Below are 16,080 nucleotides of genomic sequence, written 5' to 3'. Positions count from 1 at the left end.
CGTGGCCGTTGGCGGCTGGTGGCAGTTGCTGACAACGGTTAGCGAGCGGCGCCGTCGCTGGGGCGATAGAACAGGAAGATGTCGGTCTCTGCGGTCAGCGGGAACACCGCGGCCCAGCCCGGCTGCACGCTGCGATCGTGGAAATAGAGTGCCCCGCCGGTGCTATCGGGAAGTGTCTGGTTGAGGGCCTGGCGGGCGATCTCCCTGGCGGTCTCGTAGGCATCGTCTTCTACCACGTCATTGGCACGGCCGTCACACCACCAAGAGAATTGGCAAGGCCCCTGCTCGGCGCCATCGGTGATGACCTCGCATACCGTATTGGGGAATCCCGGATGCGCCAGCCGATTCAGGACCACGTGGGCGACACCGACTTTCGCGGCCTCGGGGGTGCCCTTGGCCTCCCAGTAGAGGGCACGGGCGAGGCAGGTAAGCGGGTCTTCCAGCGCGGCCTGGCCGGCGGGATCCACGGCCTGGGCTTCGGGCCGTGTGATAGGGGCCTCGGGTGGTGCGGCCTCCACGTCCGGAGCGATGACCTGCTCCAGCACCTCGGCCTTGTCGATGGCGGACTGGGCGATGGGATCGGCGCTGGCGAGTGGCACTATCAGTACAAGCAGGGTGGACGCGGCTATACCCGAAAACTGGCGCATTGGGTCATCTCTAGGAGGGGATATGGCGACGGACCACACCCCAGTGCTGTCGCTGGTGCAACCAGTATAGTCGCTATGGCCTGCTGCCAGACTTTGGCGCTGCGCAGGTCGCAGGTCGAAGCCTTGGCGGGTTATATGCAGCGAACCATTGCTTGACCTGCCGCCGGCATGTTGGGCTAGTCTCTTAGCACGCTCATTTTTAGGTTCAAGAAGGAGTACGCCATGAAAGTAGTGACACTGCGCAGCCCCGGTGGGCTGGACCAGTTGCAAGTCGTCGAGCGCGATGCGCCCGGCGAGCCGGGCCCAGGAGAGATCCGCGTGGCGGTGAAGGCAAGCTCCCTCAACTTCCATGACTATGCCGTGGCCGCCGGCATGATCCCCACCGACGATGGCCGCATCCCCATGTCCGACGGGGCGGGCTTGGTCGAGGCGGTGGGCGAAGGCGTCGAGGAGTTCGCGGTGGGCGATGCGGTGGTCTCCACCTTCTTCCCCTACTGGCTCGACGGCCCGGCGCGGGTGGCGGATTTCAAGACCACCCCCGGCGACGGCGTCGAGGGTTACGCCCGCCAGCAGGTGATTCGCCCGGCCACCTGCTTCACCCACGCGCCCAAGGGCTACAGCCACGCCGAGGCCGCTACCCTGACCACGGCGGGACTCACCGCCTGGCGTGCGCTGGTGGTGGACGGCAACCTCAAGGCCGGCGATACCGTGCTCACCCTGGGCACCGGCGGCGTTTCGATCTTCGCCCTGCAGTTCGCCAAGGCGATGGGCGCGCGGGTGATCTCCACCTCCTCTTCCGATGAGAAGATCGAGAAACTCAAGGAGCTCGGTGCCGACCACACCATCAACTACAAGACCGATCCGGAGTGGGGCAAGACGGTACAGGCACTGACCAACGGGCGGGGCGTGGATCACGTGATCGAGGTCGGCGGACCCGGCACCCTGCCGCAGTCCATCGATGCCGTGCGTATCGGCGGCCATATTGCGCTGATCGGTATCCTGACCGGCCGCGGTGGCGAGGTGCCGACCATCAAGCTGATGGCCAAGCAGGCGCGCCTGCAGGGGCTGATCGTCGGCAGCCGCGCCCAGCAGCAGGAGATGGTGCGCGGCATCGAGGCCATTGGCGTACGCCCGATCATCGACAGCACCTTCGAGCTGGAAAAAATCGCCGATGCTTTCCGTCACGAAGAGTCGGGGCGTCATTTCGGCAAGATCTGCTTGTCGCTCTAGCCTGGCGGCAAGGGTACGGTTATCTGGAGCTTGCCAGCACCGAGGAGATTAACTCCCCCCTGGCCTTGGTATAGGCTTCGCGATCTTCATGGTGGCTGGCGGCGAGCTCGCGCTTGAGCGCGGCGTAGCGTGCCGGCTAGTCAGGGTTGTAATCGGCCAGGTTTACCGGCTCATCAATGGCTAGCTGAAGCGAATGGGCGTCGTTCAGGGGACTCCTTAATCGCCGAGTGCCCATTTGACCGCTTCCTCGGCGTGAATGGCCTTAGCTGCTAACTCGCTGGGCCGCTTGCTCAGGTTTCGTACTCATCGTGGCGACGGTTCCACACGTAGGGCGGTGTCTGCGGCCAGCCCGCCGGTGAGTCCTCCCAGTTCTCCTGGCGGCCGTAGGGCGTCAGGTCCAGGTAGGACCACAGGCTGCCGAGGTACTCCACGCTGCGTTTGCCGCTGAAGTAGGTGCGAAACACCCGTTGGCCGTCGCGCACAAAGACGCTGATGCCATGCCGCTCGCCGCGATCGGTGTCGGGAGCATGACAATTGCAGCTCGTCACGCCCATGTCCTGGTTGAAGTCGCTGCCGAGCGACGAGTACCACGTCGGGTGCTGCCAGCCCATGCGTGCCTGATAGCGTAGAAGCTTTTCCCTCGGTGCCCGCGAGACCAGCACCAGGGTGGTGTCGCGGGCGTGCAGGTGGGCGGGGTGGGTCATGGCGTCCACCACCCAGGAGCAGCCGTCGCAGCCGGCCTCCCAGTCGGGGCCGAACATGAAATGGTAGACGATCAGCTGGCGGCGTCCCTCGAACAGGTCGATCAGGGTGGTGTTACCATGTGGCCCATCGAACACGTAGTCGGCGCTCACCTCGACCATCGGCAGGCGGCGGCGGGCGGCATTGAGCCTGTCGCGTTCCCTTGTGTGAGCCTTCTCGCGGGCGATTTGCGCTTCCAGGGCGGTGCGCCATTCGCTCTCGGAGACGATCGGAGGCAGGGGCGAGGTCGTCATCGTGCCGCTCCTTCAAGCCAGGTTGAGCTGCCACGACACGCCGAAGCGGTCGTTGAGCCAGGTGAAGCGCGTGCTGAAGCCGTAGTCGTCGGGTGGCATCAGCGTCTGGCCCTGTTCCGACAGCTGCGCGAGAAGCCGCTCGAACTCTCCGGCGCTTTCGCACTCGACGAACAGTGATATCGAAGGCGTAAACGTGAAATCGTGCTTTACCGGGCTGTCGATACAGGTGTAGCGCCTGCCCGCCAGGGTGAATTCGGCCTGCTTGATGCTGCCTTCCCTGCCCGGTTCCTCTGGGCCGTAGCGCTCGAGCCGGACGATGTCGGAATCGTCGAACAGCGAGACATAGAACCTGATGGCCTGCTCGGCGTTGCCGTCGAACATCAGCTGCGGGGTGACATGATGCGGCATCGGTACTCCTCCTCCAGGCGCTCGAAGCGGATGCTGTCCTCGGCGATTGGCCGGCCGTGGTTAGCGTCGTTCATCTGCCTTTCCCTCCTCTGACGGCTTGCCATCCGGTGCAGCCTTCATCGCCGCTTCCAGCGCATTCAGGCGCTGGCTCCAGAAGCCTTCGTAGAAGCTTAGCCACTGTTCCGCCGCAGCCAACGGCTCCGGTTGCAGCCGGCAGTAGTGGGCGCGTCCTTCGATGCGCCGCTCAACCAGGCCTGCCTGCTCCAGCACGCGCACGTGCTTGGAAACGGCAGCCAGTGACATGGCGAACGGCTCGGCCAGCTTGCCGACCTTGCGCTCACCGGCTGCCAGCCGCTCGAGAAGCCGGCGACGGGTGGGGTCGGCCAGGGCGTGGAAGATCCGGTCCAGATGCGTCTCATTAAATTCAACCATATGGTTTAAATAGTCGGCGGATGCTGGTTTGTCAACCATATGGTTGACTAATAGAGCTGAATACCGCTAGAAGCGCGTATCGCCGATGGCCGGCATCACCACTTCCCTGAGGTAGGTGTTCGGCGACAGCGCCAGCAAAGTGCGAACCAAATGGACCACGTCGTGAAGCGGAATGGACGCGCCCTCGTCGCGTTGGGCTGCGCGATCGAGGGGCACGGCAAGGTCGTCTTCGGTATTGAGATAGCCGAGCTGCAAACAGGTGACCGCCAGGCCCTGGTCGCGAAAGCCCTCGCGTAGCGCCTCGGCGATGCCGCGCAGGGCGAACTTGGTGGCGCTGAAGGTGACCTCCGGCCTGCCGTGGCCGGGTAGCGCGGAGGTCGAGCCGGTGAGGATGATGCGCGGGGCGGCGGAGCTCAGCAGCGCGGGAAGCAGCGCCTGGATCAGCAGGATGGCCCCGCTGACGTTCACCGTGACCATGCGCTGGATCTCCGCGGGGCTGTCTGCCAGGAAGCGGTAGTCGGGCTCGAAGGCTCGGCTTTCCCACAGCCCCAGGTTATAGATCAGCACATCCAGCTTGCCCCCTGCCATCGCCTTGGCCACCTTGGCGGCCGCCGTCTCGGGCGAGGCCAGGTCGGCGGCAATCCACTCGATGTCGATGCCGGCGCGCTCGATCAGCCTCGTCGGCACGCTGCGCGATACGCCGACCAGACTATCGCCGCTGTCGCACAGCCCTTCGATGAAGGCTCGACCCAGCCCCTGGCTCGCACCCACGATCATGATTCGCATCTGCTGTCTCCTCGCATATCGGCGAGCCGGTTGTCGGCTCGTTCGTCAGCGAGGCTAGTTCCTGGACTTCACTTGAGGTCAAGCGTCGTGGGGACAGGCAGATACGCGGGCGTTGATTTAGACAGGCCGGCCGCCTTGCATCAGTGCACCTGCCCATGGAAGGGCCTCGGGATACTCGTCGCAATCCAGGATGAACTCCTGTCCGCGCGCCGCGGCGTTGAGCTCGGTGTGGTCGGCGTGCTGGCGCCAGCGCTGGTGGTTGGCGTGATAGGTCAGGGGCGTACGGCCAGCGTGTGGGTAGCACCACAGGGGCAGCCGCCACTGGGAGACCCGCGTTGCCTGCGCTGCGGTCAGCTGTCGCTGAGTCGCAAAATGGGAGAATACCCCGGCGCGGGATACGCCATCTTCCTGGCCTCCGCTGGCCGGTTGGGCGCGGGCCAGATAGAGCACGTTGTTGGGGGCGTCCTGGCGCTGAAAATGGGGATGATAGGCCGCCCAGCGATAATCATCCGTGCGCACCGCGCTTACCGGCACCACTGACGCGACCTGCAGCCAGCCCCAGATCACATGCCGGGGCCTCGAACCAGGCACCCAACGCCAGCCGCTGACATGACGTTCGACGCGCCGAAACAGGCCGAAAAAGAGAAACAGGTCCCCCGGGCCGACGCCGTGGTTGCGCAGATGCCCCTGGGCCTGGCCGCTCTGACCGAACAGCGGTCGCCAGCCGGGCGACCGTGGCAGCATCTCGGGGATCAGGTCGGGGTCGAGGTGGGCGCCATGCTCTGCCGTGATCTTGCCGCGGGTGAGCGGCTCGACCAGCCGGCTTAGCGGCGCGCCGTCGAAGTTGATATCCGCATAGTGAATCGTCGAGGCAGCATCCGGGATCGGCAGTGCGAGCAGCCGGCCATCCGGCAAGATGGGGCTGGGCACGCCGCCGGCCGAGGAGTCGAAGCCCTTGCGGCTTAGGATCAGTTTCATGGCGATCAGTGCTGCTGGGCGCGCAGCCAGGCGATCTCCTCGGCCCAGATCGCCGGCTCGATGGTCTCCAGCACCAGGGGGATACCGTCGATGCGCGGGTCGCGCATGATGGTGGTGAAGGCATCGAGGCCGATGTTGCCCTGGCCCAGGCTGTGGTGGCGGTCGACGCGGCTGGCGAAGGCGCTCTTGGCGTCGTTCAAGTGCATGCCGCGCAGGTACTCGAAGCCGACCACCTTGCCGAGCTCATCGAGGGTCGCGGTGCAGGCCTCCGGCGTGCGCAGGTCGTAGCCGGCAGCAAACGCGTGGCAGGTATCGATGCACACCCCGACCCGCGACTTGTCGTCGACCTGGTCGATGATCTCGGCCAGGTGCTCGAAGCGCCAGCCCAGGTTGGTGCCCTGGCCGGCGGTGTTCTCGATCACGGCGGTGACGCCCCGGGTCTCGGCCAGCACATGGTTGATGGAGTCGGCGATGCGGGTCAGGCACTCGCTTTCGCTGATCTTCTTTAGGTGGCTGCCGGGGTGGAAATTGAGCAGCGAGAGGCCGAGCTGCTCGCAGCGCTGGAACTCGTCGAGGAAGGCGGCGCGCGACTTGTCGAGCCCGGCGGCATCCGGGTGACCGAGGTTGATCAGGTAGCTGTCGTGGGGGAGGATCTGCTCCGGCCCGAAGCCGTGTTCGCGGCAGGCGCTGCGGAACGCCTCGATGGCTTCGTCGGTGAGCGGCTTGGCCTTCCACTGGCGCTGGTTCTTGGTGAACAGTGCGAAGGCATCGGCGCCGATCTCCACCGCACGCAGCACGGCTTGATCCGGTCCGCCGGCGGCACTGACGTGGGCACCGAGATATTTCATGCGAACTTCCTTGCCAAGGGTTTCGAGAAGACCAAAGCTTAGCATCGAGGCGCCATGGCATCAGCCGTTTCGCCGTTTGCAGACGAGGTTCATGGTGCCGCTGGCGGCATCTGGATGAACAGCTTCTCGCGCGGCCAGCGCACCTTGGCAAGATCGGCGTAGCGGTCGGCTTCGCTGTCACGATAGCCTAGCGCCATCAGTGCGACGCTGCGCAGGTTACGTTCCATGAGCCCCAGCAGATCATCCAGCGCCGCCGGGTCGAAGCCCTCCATGGGCGAGGCGTCGATACCTTCCATGGCGGCTGCGGCCAGGGCCGTGCCCAGGGCGAGATAGGCTTGCTTGGCGGCCCACTGAAACTTGTCCTGATCAGAGGCAAAGCCGTTGACGGTCTCCTTGATGGCGCCTGCGTACGCTGTCAGCGCCTCGGCGGGGAGGTCACGCGTCTCGGCGGTGAGCTCGATCAAGTCGTCGACGTGGGCCTCCTCCACGGGCTCCCAGGCGGCGAATACCAGCAGGTGCGAGGACTCAATGATCTGTGGTTGGCCGAAGGCCACCGGGCTGATCCGCTCGCGCAGCGCCTGGTCCTCGATCACCAGCACGGAATAGGGCTGCAGGCCGTAGGAGGAGGGCGCCAGGCGCACTGCCTCGAGGATCCTGTCGAGCTGTGCCTGGGGCACCTGTTTGCCGTTCATGCGTTTGGTGGCATAGCGCCAGTTCAAGGCATCGATGAGGTTCATGGGTTACTCCGTGTAGGGAATTGCGAGGGTGACGCCATCATGTGGGCGTTGCGTCCCTCGACATGGATGCGGCGCGGACGCCGCGATGGAAGAGCAGGGTGCCCAGCGCCACCAGCAGCGCGGCCAGGCCCAGGTTGGGGGGCGGCGCCTCGCCGAGCGCCAGTACCGCGATCAGCGTGCCGACCAGCGCCGCTACCGTGCCGATCTGGCTCAGGTAGACAGGGCCGGCGAGTTTCTGCAGCACGAAATAGAAGAGGTAGAGCACCGAGAATACGGCGATTTCCACCAGCAGCAGACGCATCGCGGCCCCGCTTGTCAGCAGTGCCCGGTACTCGCCGGGCTCGAACAGCAGCACGAAGGGCAGCAGCGTCGTGGCGCCGCCAAACATCATCAGGGCTGCCAGGAACACCGGCGAGGTGCCTGTCGGCCAACGCAGGGTGCGGTAGATGTTGCCCAGCGCGATCAGTAGCGGCATGGCTAATACCAGCAGCACCCAGCCCTGGGCATCGCCTGCGCCACCGGCCTTGGCCGTGGCCAGCACCAGCCCGCCGGAGAGCCCTAATAGCACGCCCAGCAGGCGTAGGGCGCGCAAGCGCTCCAGGCTCAGCCAAACGGCCAGCACCCAGGTGATCAGGATCGGGAAGGCGAAGCTGAGCGAGATGAACCCGGCCCCGACGTGGCGTATCGCCAGGAAGGCCAAGGCGTTGGGTACGGCGAACAAGGCGCCCGCCACGGCGGCATACTCCAGGTTGCGCAGATTGATCCTCATCGTCTGACGCTGTATCGCTCCGATCACGCTCAGCACCAGGCCGGCACCCGTCATGGCGGCCATCAGGAAGGTCAGCCGCGGTGCTCCTGCACCGTCGGCCAGCTTGGCCACTACCAGCGACAGCGCCAGGAAAGTACCCACCAGCAGCAGGCAGCCCAGGGCGTAGAGCCCGTTTTGGTCCGCACCCTTGCGCGGCAGTCGTGCATTCGACATCATTCCTCCTAAATCTCGACATAAAGTATCTCTTCAAAAAGTATCTTGTCATCGAGATAAAATATCTTAGTACCAAGATAGGTGGTTGGCAATGAACAGAGTGAAATCGGCGATCACCCAGTGGCAGCGCGAGATGCCTGACCTTGACCTGCTCCCGATGGAGGTGGTCGGCTACCTGAAGACCAGCCAGTTGCATACCCGCAACCGGCTCGAGGCCTTCTTCAAGGCGCATGACCTGCAGCCGGGAGAGTTCGACGTGCTGGCGACCCTGCGCCGCGCCGGGGCGCCCTATGCCCTGACGCCGACCCAGCTGTTCGGCGCGCTGATGGTCTCGTCCGGGGGCATGACCAACCGGCTGGATCGCCTGGAGCGGGCGGGGCTGATCAGGCGTAATCCCAATCCCGACGACCGTCGTGGCACCCTGGTGTCGTTGACGTACGATGGACTGGCGCTGATTAACCGGCTCGTCCCGCTACACGTGGCGAACGAGGCGAACATGCTGGCGGCGTTGACCCGTGAAGAGCAGGCAGCGCTCGGCCAACTGCTCGGCAAGCTGCTCGATGGGCTGGAGGGAGAGTCGTACGACAAGTAGGGATGTCTAAACTAAGCTTGAGGTCGTGTCGTTCATCGCTGGCACGGCTTGTCTGGTGGGCCCTAACGCTGCGCCGGGATCGGCCCTGCTGGCGAGGTGATACGGCCCTCGAAAGACTACGCCGCCTGCCACGGCTGGCTCTTGCCGCGATTCTCGTCGATAACCGCGTTTGAGTGCTCTAACCAGTGATGCCGTGCATGAGTTCTTCGCTCAGGAAGCCATCAGCTGTGCGCCGAAGCCGATGAGCAAAGCAGAGAAAACCCCGCGCTGTAGACGCTGCATCATTGGATGGCTGGTCAGCCACTCTCTGAGCAGCGAAGCGGCCATGGCATAGAGCGTGTCGAATAGGATCCCAACGCCAACCACGAGTGAACCGAGGAGCAGAAATTGCAGCAGAATGTCGCTTCGCTCGGCGTTCAGGAACTGGGGCAACAGGACGGAACAGAAGAGCAACGACTTGGGGTTCAGCAGGTTGGTGAGCAGTCCACGCTTGCAAGCCGCTTTCAGTTCCATCGAGGGAGTGGGGGGCCGGATCGCGTCGACAACTGCGAGGCCTGGGCCCGATAGCAGTATCTGGATACCCAGCCATATCAGATAGCAGGCACCCACCAGTCGGATGACATCCAGGGTCCAGGGGCTTGCAGCGAAGAGGGCGGCAAGCCCGGTGGCCGCGAGCAAGACGTGGGCGCCTCGTGCCACGGCGAGTCCCGCCGCAGTGGCCAATGCAGGGAGGCGCCCGTTGGCGACGCCAGTTTGTAGTACCAGGATCATGTCCGGTCCCGGCAACAGATAGACTATGACCAGTGTGCTAGTAAATACCCAGAGTTCCACGACGCAGTCTCCAAGGTTGGCTGATACCTGCGTCAGTTTATGGGGCGTCCTCCAGGCATGTCCTTGCGTAGTTTGCCGTTATAAAGATAAATATTGGCATACTGTGCCCCTATATCTCCCGGAATGTGTGAATCATGCTAAAACGTGCGCTAGACAACTTGGATCGGCGGATTCTTGCCGCGCTGCAGCGCGACGCCCGCCTGACCAATGTTCAGCTTGCCGAAGAGGTTGGGTTGTCGCCTTCGCCCTGTCTGCGTCGAGTGCGCAGGTTGGAGGCCGCAGGTGTCATTCGTGGTTACCATGCAGAGTTGGGGCGCAGCGAGACAGGATTTGGTCTCACCGTTTTCGTTGGTATCAAGGTGGAGAGGCATCATGAGGAGCAGGCGAGTGCTTTTCGGAAAGCGGTTCAGGCGCTGCCAGAAGTGATCTCCGCCCACCTGGTATCAGGGGAGGCCGACTTCCTGCTCCAGGTCGTGGTGCCTGACCTGGCTGCCTATGAGTCATTCCTGACCGAGACATTGCTAAGACTGCCCTGGGTGAGTGATATCCGCAGCAACTTTGCCATCCAGACCGTTAAGCAGGCAGGCCCGTTACCGTTGCAGCAACTGTCACGTGAAGAGAGTCCCTGAGTGACATGAGATCTGCCGGGATACGGTGTCAGAAGGCACAAAGGGGGGGGCGGTCCCCCCTTTGTGCGTTGCTCGGCGCTGGCATGATAGGGATCCTCGAACACGCTGCTGATCAAACCGCTAGCGCTTGTGCCGCGCTCGGCGCTCCGTGAGGGCCTTGTGCGCATCCTCTTTCAGCGGCAGGCGCGACGCCCACTGGATGTCGTCACGCTGATGCCCCATGTCCTCGAGGATATGGTCGTCATGCGCCAGCAGTGGCAGGAAGCGCTGCCGGAACTGGCGGCGCCGGCGGTATCGCCACCACCAGAGCTCAAGTGCATAGATGAGTCCGAGCGGTGGCGTGGCCGGCATATATAGCGCCAGTCGGGGCGGCGGTGTGGGTGCTTTGTCGTCAGTCGGCGTTGAACGATGAATGGGCTGATACTGGGTCATCTCGCACCTCCATACAGGTAGCCGTTAGCGGCGGCTGCGATGTCTCTCTGGTTGTGAATGGAGGGTCGCGACCTCTGGGTAACAGCATGGCTTGGGCTCTTTGATCAAACAAACGAAAAGGTCTACAGTTTCAGTTAAGAAAAATTGAAAGGTGTGACCATGACACAGATGCCCTCACTCTCCGGCCATCGTGCCTTGCCTCTGCTGGATAGCGATGTGCTGCGGACCTTCGTGACGATTGCCGAGAGCGGCAGCTTCACGCGCGCCGCTCAGCAGGTCTTCCGTACGCCGTCGGCGCTCAGCATGCAGATCAAGCGCCTCGAGGAGACCCTGGGCCAGCCGCTGTTCGTGCGCGAAGCCCGCCAGGTAAGGCTCACACCCGAAGGCGAGATGCTGCTGGGTTACGGCCGGCGGCTGCTCAAGCTCAACGAGGAGGCGGTGACGCAGTTTCTGGCGCCCGCGCTCGAGGGGCGGGTGGGGTTCGGTACCACCGACGATGTCGGCACGCGCATCCTGCCCGGCGTATTGGCCCAGTTCGCACGCTCGCATCCGGCGGTGCATGTCGATGTGGTGGTGGGCAGTAGCGCCAGCATGCTGCAGCGCCTGGATGCCGGCGAGCTGGACTTGATACTCATCACCGCGGGCAACCCCGGCCAAGAGCCGCGCGGCGAGATCGTGCATAGCGAGCCGCTGGTATGGGTGGGCCGCGAGGGGGGCGTGGCCGTGCAGCGTTCACCATTGCCGGTGGCGCTGGCCCACCAGGGCTGTGCCTGGCGAAAAATGGCGCTGGATGCTCTCGACGGTGCCGGCATCGGCCACCGCGTCGCCTATACCTGTGAGCACTCCGCGGGTCAGGAGGCGGCGATGCTCGCCGACCTTGCCGTGGCGCCCTTTCCACGCAGCCTGATTCGTGCACCGCTGCGGCGTATCGAGCAGGATCAGCTGCCGCCGCTGGGCGATTACCAGATCGCGCTGGTCAAGCGTAGTGACCTCAGCGAAGCCGGCGACGCCTTGGCAGGGCATGTGGTGGGTGCCTTTGGCGATACCCACCGCTGAGCAGCCTTCCACATTGCCTTGGCCAACGTGGGCGGCACGCATTGTCCATGGCACAGCGAGCGAACGAGTATTTGGGGAAGGTGCGCGCGGCGCGGGCTGTCGGGCATTGCTGGGAAGCGGGATGGCGGCTACGTTAGGAATGGGTGCAGTGACGCACCGGCTAAATGCAGACTAATGGAGGAGTTTGCTATGAGAGACTCGCAAGATCTCTTTCCCACCCGCCTGGAACGCAAGCTGGGCATGTTCGAGCGCATCGATCCGGTGGTATACGGCGATGAAACACAGCTCGCCAACGGCCCGTTGGACAAGTCGCAGATCGAAGCGTATGAGCGCGACGGGTTTCTGTCGTTCGACGGCTTCTTCGATGCGGACGATATGCAGGCCTTTATCGACGAGCTGCGGGGCTACGAAGACGATGCCGATCTGAAGCTGTCCGAGGGCACGATTCTCGAACCCGGTCGTGAGGAAATTCGCACCGTATTCGGCATCCATCAGGTTTCCGAGCGTTTCAACCGTCTGACGCGTGACCCTCGCCTGCTGGCAATCGTCAAGCAGCTGCTGGGCAGCGATGTCTACATCCACCAGTCACGGATCAACTACAAGCCCGGCTTCAAGGGCAAGGGCTTCGACTGGCACTCCGATTTCGAGACCTGGCACAGCGAGGACGGCATGCCCCGCATGCGTGCGCTGAGCTGCTCCATCGTGTTGACCGATAACGGTGAGTTCAACGGGCCGCTGATGCTGATTCCCGGTTCGCACCGCTACTTCGTGCCCTGTGTAGGGCGCACGCCGGAGAACAACTACAAGGAGTCGCTCAAGAGCCAGGAGGTCGGGGTGCCGCCCGCCAGCAGCCTGCGTGAGCTGATGCTGGAGAACGACATCGAAGCGCCCAAAGGGCCTGCCGGGTCGCTGATCATTTTCGAGTGCAATACCCTGCACGGCTCGAATATCAATATGTCATGTTGGCCAAGGAGCAATCTGTTCTTCGTCTATAACAGTGTCGAGAACACGCTCCACGAACCGTACTGCGGCAACCGGCCAAGACCTGAGTTTTTGGCCGAACGCTCCGATTGGCAGCCACTCGAGCCGCTGAATGAGTCGTAGGCGACGCACCTGGTCGCGTTGGCTGAGTGACGTTCATTCGTTGAGGAGGCAGGTAAGCAATTGCTGCCTCCTCGACGGTGTGATAGTCCGCGATACGGGATGAAAGTCAGCATTGGCGGTCGCTATGACGGCGATAGCCTGCGGTTTCATTGATCTCAACTGAACTTTAGGTATTAGGCTCCGAAGAGTGGGCCGGCCCTTATGTGTCGGCATGGCAAGGCCATCAGCGGCGGTGTGCCGCTGGGATAGGGAGTCTTCACATATGACCGCTACGCTGCCTCGATCCGCTCTTCACGATTCGGCTCGGTGGGAAACATCGCCGCTTGACCTCGACGCCTACCTGGCGCGCATCGATTATCGCGGACCACTAACCCCGACGTTGAGTACGCTGCACGAGCTGCAGCGTGCGCATCTCGCGGCGGTGCCCTTCGAAAATCTCGAGATCGTCACCGGCGGCAAGATCCGCCTCGACCTGGAGAGCCTGCAGGACAAGCTGGTGAGGCGGCGGTGGGGTGGCTACTGCCACGAGCAGAATATCCTGTTTGCCACGGTGCTTGATCGGCTCGGCTTCGTCGTCGAAGGGCGCAGTGCGCGGATACTGATGGGCGACGATGCGGACAAGGTGACGCCACTCGGGCACACCATCCTTAACGTCACCGTGGCGGGGCATCAGTGGCTGGTCGATGTGGGGGTCGGCAACGTTGGGCCGCGCGAGCCGATCCGTCTCGACGAGGGCGTCGAGGCGCGCCACGGCCGCTGGGAGTATCGGCTGGAGCGCTCATCGCTGGGGTACTGGCTGCTGCGCCATCACCGCCACGGCGGCTGGTTCAGTCTCTACCAGTTCAGCGACGAGCCTTACTACCGTGCCGACTTTGAAGAGCAGAACTATCTCGTCTCCCATCATCCGGACTCGCCCTTCGTGCGCCGCATCGTCGCCCAGCACAACGGCGCTGAGGAGCGCCTGGCGTTGACCGATCTGGAGCTGAAGATCTTCCGTCCCGGCGAGGCGCCTGAACTGCAGCGACTCGATGCCGAGGCGCTGCCGCAGATACTGCGCAAGCGCTTCGGCCTTGTGCTTGCGCCGCACCAGGAAGCGGCGCTGCTGAGGCGGGCTGAGTCGCTAGTCGAGGCGTCGGCCTAGTTGACGGTCCAGTTGGGCAGTAGGGCTATTCACCATACGGCTCATCGGTACGCGGGGCGTTTGGCATCTGTTCATCGAGTGACTGCCGGTACTTGATGCAGCCACGGATGAATTCCGGCCATTCAGGTACCACGGGAACCGGGTCGCTCTTGTCGGGCAGCAATGCCCAGAGGGCTGGGTGGTGCCAGCACAGATCGTGCCCGCTACAGTCGCGGTGCTCACGAATGCCTTGGCGTAGCCGCTTGGCTTCTGCGATCAATTGTTCGCGGGTCATCTTGTCCAGGTCTTCGTCCATGGCTCCCTCCCAATCTGCACGGAGAATGTTCTGAGCAAATGGCTCACTCATGCTGCAGGATATTGATGAGCTTGCCGAACGGGTCTCGAACGTAGAACCTTCGCACGCCCCAGGGCTCGCTTACCGGTCCGTATTCGATGGGTATGCTGGCCTTCTCGAAGCGTGCCTGTGCCGTTTCGATATCGTCGACTTCGATGGAGAGATCGGGCACCGGTGTACCGGAGCCACCCTCGGTGCCGAAGCTCACCTGAACCATCATTTTCTCGTCCGAGCCGTAGGTTCGAAACCAGCCGTGATCCATGAGCAGATCGAGACCCAGAATGTCACCATAGAAGGTAGCAGCCTTGTCGAGATCCGATGTGGCCGAGTTGGACATGATGCGTTTGACTTTCATCTGGCGCCTCGGGGGTGTGTTGTTGTGCGTGGCCGGTGCAGGGCTACGAAATGCTTAAACATAGTCGCTTCGCTATCGTCCTGCCTGCTCTATCATTTCCCTTCCGCCTACTATGATTGGGCACCCTTTATCACCGAGGAGACTCCCATGAGCGGTACCCTCCATCGGCTTGCAGCCTTTACCGATACCCCGAGCGGTGGCAACCCTGCGGGGGTGTGGTTGGGCGAGGCGCTGCCCGAGCCGGCCGAGATGCAGCGTATCGCTGCAGAGGTGGGTTATTCCGAAACCGCCTTTATCGCCCCGTCCAAGGGTGAGCGTCGCACGGTGCGCTACTACAGCCCCGAGGCGGAGGTGAGCTTCTGCGGCCATGCCACGGTGGCCAGCGGTGTGCTGATGGGTCAGCTGAGCGGGGCGGGCAGCTACCTGCTCGATACGGCAGTGGGCGAGGTGAGCGTCACGGTCAATCAGGTGAAAGGGGAGTGGCGGGCGTCGCTGGTGTCGGTGACGCCGGAGTTTCGCCCCGCCGAGTATGAATTGGTCGAGTCGGTGTGCGAACTGCTCGGTTGGCAGATGGATGAACTCGATCTCGATGTTCCGCCGGCGCGAGCCTATGCCGGAGTCTGGCACCTGGTGCTGGCATGCAAGACACAGCAGCGCCTCGAACGGCTCGAGTACGATTTCGAGCGTCTCAAGGCGCTGATGCTGCGTGAAGGGCTGACCACGCTGCAGCTGGTATGGCGCGAGAGCGAAGGGCACTTCCACGCCCGTGATCCGTTCCCGGTGGGCGGTGTGGTGGAAGACCCTGCCACCGGTGCGGCCGCCGCGGCGCTGGGTGGTTACCTGCGCGATGCCGGCCTGCTACAGGCGCCTGCCCAGCTGACGATCCGGCAGGGCGAGGCCATGGGCCGGCCCAGCCGCCTGCAGGTGGATGTCCCGCTTACTGGCGGCATCGTCGTCACCGGCCAGGCGGTGAGCCTGGAGCATTGAGCCGGTGCCGCAGGGTAAGGCGCGACGCAATAGTCACGTGGGCTGGTAGCTGCCGGCCTCGGCGGCAAAGCTGATTGCCAGGCGGTTCCAGGCATTGATGGTGCAGACCGCCAGGGTTAGATCGGTCAGGCTCTTCGCGGAGAAGTGCTCGCGGGTGGCTTCGTACAAGGCCTCGTCGATGCCGTTGCCGGCAATCAGGGTATTGGCCTCGGCCCAGGCGAGAGCGGCGCGCTCGCGCTCGGTGTAAAAGGGCGTTTCGCGCCAGGCGCTGAGGGCGTAGAGCCGCTGCTCGGTTTCACCGGCCTTGCGCGCGTCCTTGGTGTGCATGTCGATGCAGTAGGCGCAGCCGTTGAGCTGTGAAACGCGGGTATAGACCAGCTCCATCAGGCCGTCACCCAGCGCTTCCTGTTTTGCCGAGCTGGCGACATGCTGCTGTAGGCCGAGCATCGCCTTGAGGCCTTCGGGGCTGGCCGAGAAGTAGTTCATGCGCATTGGGAGGTCTCCTGAGTGAAAGTAGGGTCCCACTCTAGCCAGACAGACAGCGGTGGCATTGTAGGTTTTCGACCTGCTGGTCGC

21 protein-coding genes and 1 pseudogene are annotated in these 16,080 nt (G+C 63.5%); 7 read left to right on the top strand and 15 right to left on the bottom strand.

The genetic code is table 11. The annotated features are described in order from the left end of the window. Positions 1-38: 38 nt before the first annotated feature. Positions 39-647: a cell wall hydrolase gene (locus BWR19_12810; GenBank protein ID APX93746.1), complete on the bottom strand. Its 609-nt coding sequence runs from the start codon at positions 645-647 to the stop codon at positions 39-41. 222 nt (positions 648-869) lie between these two features. Between BWR19_12810 and BWR19_12805 the strand changes: the two genes are divergently transcribed. Beyond that, positions 870-1,877 carry an NAD(P)-dependent alcohol dehydrogenase gene (locus BWR19_12805; GenBank protein APX93745.1) on the top strand — a complete coding sequence of 336 codons (1,008 nt, stop codon included), beginning with the start codon at positions 870-872 and terminating at the stop codon, positions 1,875-1,877. Between the two features lie 34 nt (positions 1,878-1,911). On the opposite strand, the pseudogene BWR19_12800 reads toward BWR19_12805, so the two are convergent. The 9 genes and pseudogenes from BWR19_12800 to BWR19_12760 all read right to left on the bottom strand — a co-directional run bounded on the left by BWR19_12800 (position 1,912) and on the right by BWR19_12760 (position 8,043). Next, a pseudogene (locus BWR19_12800) lies at positions 1,912-2,010 on the bottom strand (hypothetical protein). A gap of 157 nt (positions 2,011-2,167) precedes the next feature. Further along, entirely contained in the window at positions 2,168-2,872 is a 705-nt protein-coding gene (locus BWR19_12795) for a hypothetical protein (protein APX93744.1), read from the bottom strand. Between the two features lie 12 nt (positions 2,873-2,884). Continuing rightward, positions 2,885-3,280 (bottom strand): hypothetical protein, encoded by a 396-nt coding sequence (locus BWR19_12790; protein APX93743.1) that lies wholly within the window; start codon positions 3,278-3,280, stop codon positions 2,885-2,887. A gap of 60 nt (positions 3,281-3,340) precedes the next feature. Next, positions 3,341-3,712: a transcriptional regulator gene (locus BWR19_12785; protein APX93742.1), complete on the bottom strand. Its 372-nt coding sequence runs from the start codon at positions 3,710-3,712 to the stop codon at positions 3,341-3,343. Positions 3,713-3,778: 66 nt separating this feature from the next. Further along, positions 3,779-4,498 (bottom strand): dehydrogenase, encoded by a 720-nt coding sequence (locus tag BWR19_12780; GenBank protein APX93741.1) that lies wholly within the window; start codon positions 4,496-4,498, stop codon positions 3,779-3,781. Positions 4,499-4,615: 117 nt separating this feature from the next. Next, positions 4,616-5,476: a hypothetical protein gene (locus tag BWR19_12775; GenBank protein ID APX93740.1), complete on the bottom strand. Its 861-nt coding sequence runs from the start codon at positions 5,474-5,476 to the stop codon at positions 4,616-4,618. Positions 5,477-5,481: 5 nt separating this feature from the next. Next, positions 5,482-6,324: a deoxyribonuclease IV gene (locus BWR19_12770; GenBank protein APX93739.1), complete on the bottom strand. Its 843-nt coding sequence runs from the start codon at positions 6,322-6,324 to the stop codon at positions 5,482-5,484. A gap of 89 nt (positions 6,325-6,413) precedes the next feature. Next, positions 6,414-7,061, bottom strand: coding sequence for an NAD(P)H-dependent oxidoreductase (locus tag BWR19_12765; protein APX93738.1), 648 nt, complete (start codon positions 7,059-7,061; stop codon positions 6,414-6,416). A 37-nt stretch (positions 7,062-7,098) separates the two neighbouring features. Further along, positions 7,099-8,043: a hypothetical protein gene (locus BWR19_12760; GenBank protein APX93737.1), complete on the bottom strand. Its 945-nt coding sequence runs from the start codon at positions 8,041-8,043 to the stop codon at positions 7,099-7,101. A 91-nt stretch (positions 8,044-8,134) separates the two neighbouring features. Here BWR19_12760 and BWR19_12755 point away from each other — a divergent pair, with 91 nt between their 5' ends. Beyond that, entirely contained in the window at positions 8,135-8,635 is a 501-nt protein-coding gene (locus BWR19_12755) for a MarR family transcriptional regulator (protein ID APX93736.1), read from the top strand. Between the two features lie 210 nt (positions 8,636-8,845). Here the strand turns inward: BWR19_12755 and BWR19_12750 are convergent, their stop codons facing one another. Beyond that, a complete protein-coding gene (locus tag BWR19_12750) occupies positions 8,846-9,466 on the bottom strand; it encodes a lysine transporter LysE (protein APX93735.1) in 621 nt (206 codons plus the stop codon). Between the two features lie 134 nt (positions 9,467-9,600). Here BWR19_12750 and BWR19_12745 point away from each other — a divergent pair, with 134 nt between their 5' ends. Next, a complete protein-coding gene (locus BWR19_12745; protein ID APX93734.1) occupies positions 9,601-10,095 on the top strand; it encodes an AsnC family transcriptional regulator in 495 nt (164 codons plus the stop codon). A 120-nt stretch (positions 10,096-10,215) separates the two neighbouring features. Here the strand turns inward: BWR19_12745 and BWR19_12740 are convergent, their stop codons facing one another. Then, a complete protein-coding gene (locus BWR19_12740; protein ID APX93733.1) occupies positions 10,216-10,527 on the bottom strand; it encodes a hypothetical protein in 312 nt (103 codons plus the stop codon). A gap of 159 nt (positions 10,528-10,686) precedes the next feature. On the opposite strand from BWR19_12740, the gene BWR19_12735 reads away from it, so the two are divergent. The 3 genes from BWR19_12735 to BWR19_12725 all read left to right on the top strand — a co-directional run bounded on the left by BWR19_12735 (position 10,687) and on the right by BWR19_12725 (position 13,828). After that, positions 10,687-11,583: a LysR family transcriptional regulator gene (locus BWR19_12735; protein APX93732.1), complete on the top strand. Its 897-nt coding sequence runs from the start codon at positions 10,687-10,689 to the stop codon at positions 11,581-11,583. A 189-nt stretch (positions 11,584-11,772) separates the two neighbouring features. Next, the gene (locus BWR19_12730) at positions 11,773-12,687 is read left to right on the top strand and encodes an ectoine hydroxylase (protein ID APX93731.1); all 915 of its coding nucleotides are present in this window, start codon (positions 11,773-11,775) and stop codon (positions 12,685-12,687) included. A gap of 262 nt (positions 12,688-12,949) precedes the next feature. Then, positions 12,950-13,828 (top strand): acetyltransferase, encoded by an 879-nt coding sequence (locus BWR19_12725; protein ID APX93730.1) that lies wholly within the window; start codon positions 12,950-12,952, stop codon positions 13,826-13,828. Between the two features lie 25 nt (positions 13,829-13,853). Here BWR19_12725 and BWR19_12720 read toward each other — a convergent pair whose 3' ends face one another. Together BWR19_12720 and BWR19_12715 are read right to left on the bottom strand one after the other, a co-directional pair. Next, positions 13,854-14,123, bottom strand: a complete 270-nt coding sequence (locus BWR19_12720; GenBank protein APX93729.1) for a hypothetical protein — start codon at positions 14,121-14,123, stop codon at positions 13,854-13,856. 43 nt (positions 14,124-14,166) lie between these two features. Then, on the bottom strand, positions 14,167-14,517 hold the full coding sequence (locus BWR19_12715) for a glyoxalase (GenBank protein ID APX93728.1): 351 nt from the start codon (positions 14,515-14,517) through the stop codon (positions 14,167-14,169). Between the two features lie 147 nt (positions 14,518-14,664). Here BWR19_12715 and BWR19_12710 point away from each other — a divergent pair, with 147 nt between their 5' ends. Continuing rightward, positions 14,665-15,504 (top strand): phenazine biosynthesis protein PhzF, encoded by an 840-nt coding sequence (locus BWR19_12710; protein APX93727.1) that lies wholly within the window; start codon positions 14,665-14,667, stop codon positions 15,502-15,504. 33 nt (positions 15,505-15,537) lie between these two features. On the opposite strand, the gene BWR19_12705 is transcribed toward BWR19_12710, so the two are convergent. Next, on the bottom strand, positions 15,538-15,996 hold the full coding sequence (locus tag BWR19_12705; protein ID APX93726.1) for a carboxymuconolactone decarboxylase: 459 nt from the start codon (positions 15,994-15,996) through the stop codon (positions 15,538-15,540). Positions 15,997-16,080 lie beyond the last annotated feature (84 nt).

Origin of the sequence: Halomonas sp. 1513, from assembly GCA_001971685.1 — a bacterium.
In the GTDB taxonomy this organism is placed as follows: Bacteria; Pseudomonadota; Gammaproteobacteria; order Pseudomonadales; family Halomonadaceae; genus Franzmannia.
The sequence above is the reverse complement of the archived record's forward strand: the minus strand, read 5'-3'. Positions and strand labels throughout refer to the sequence as shown.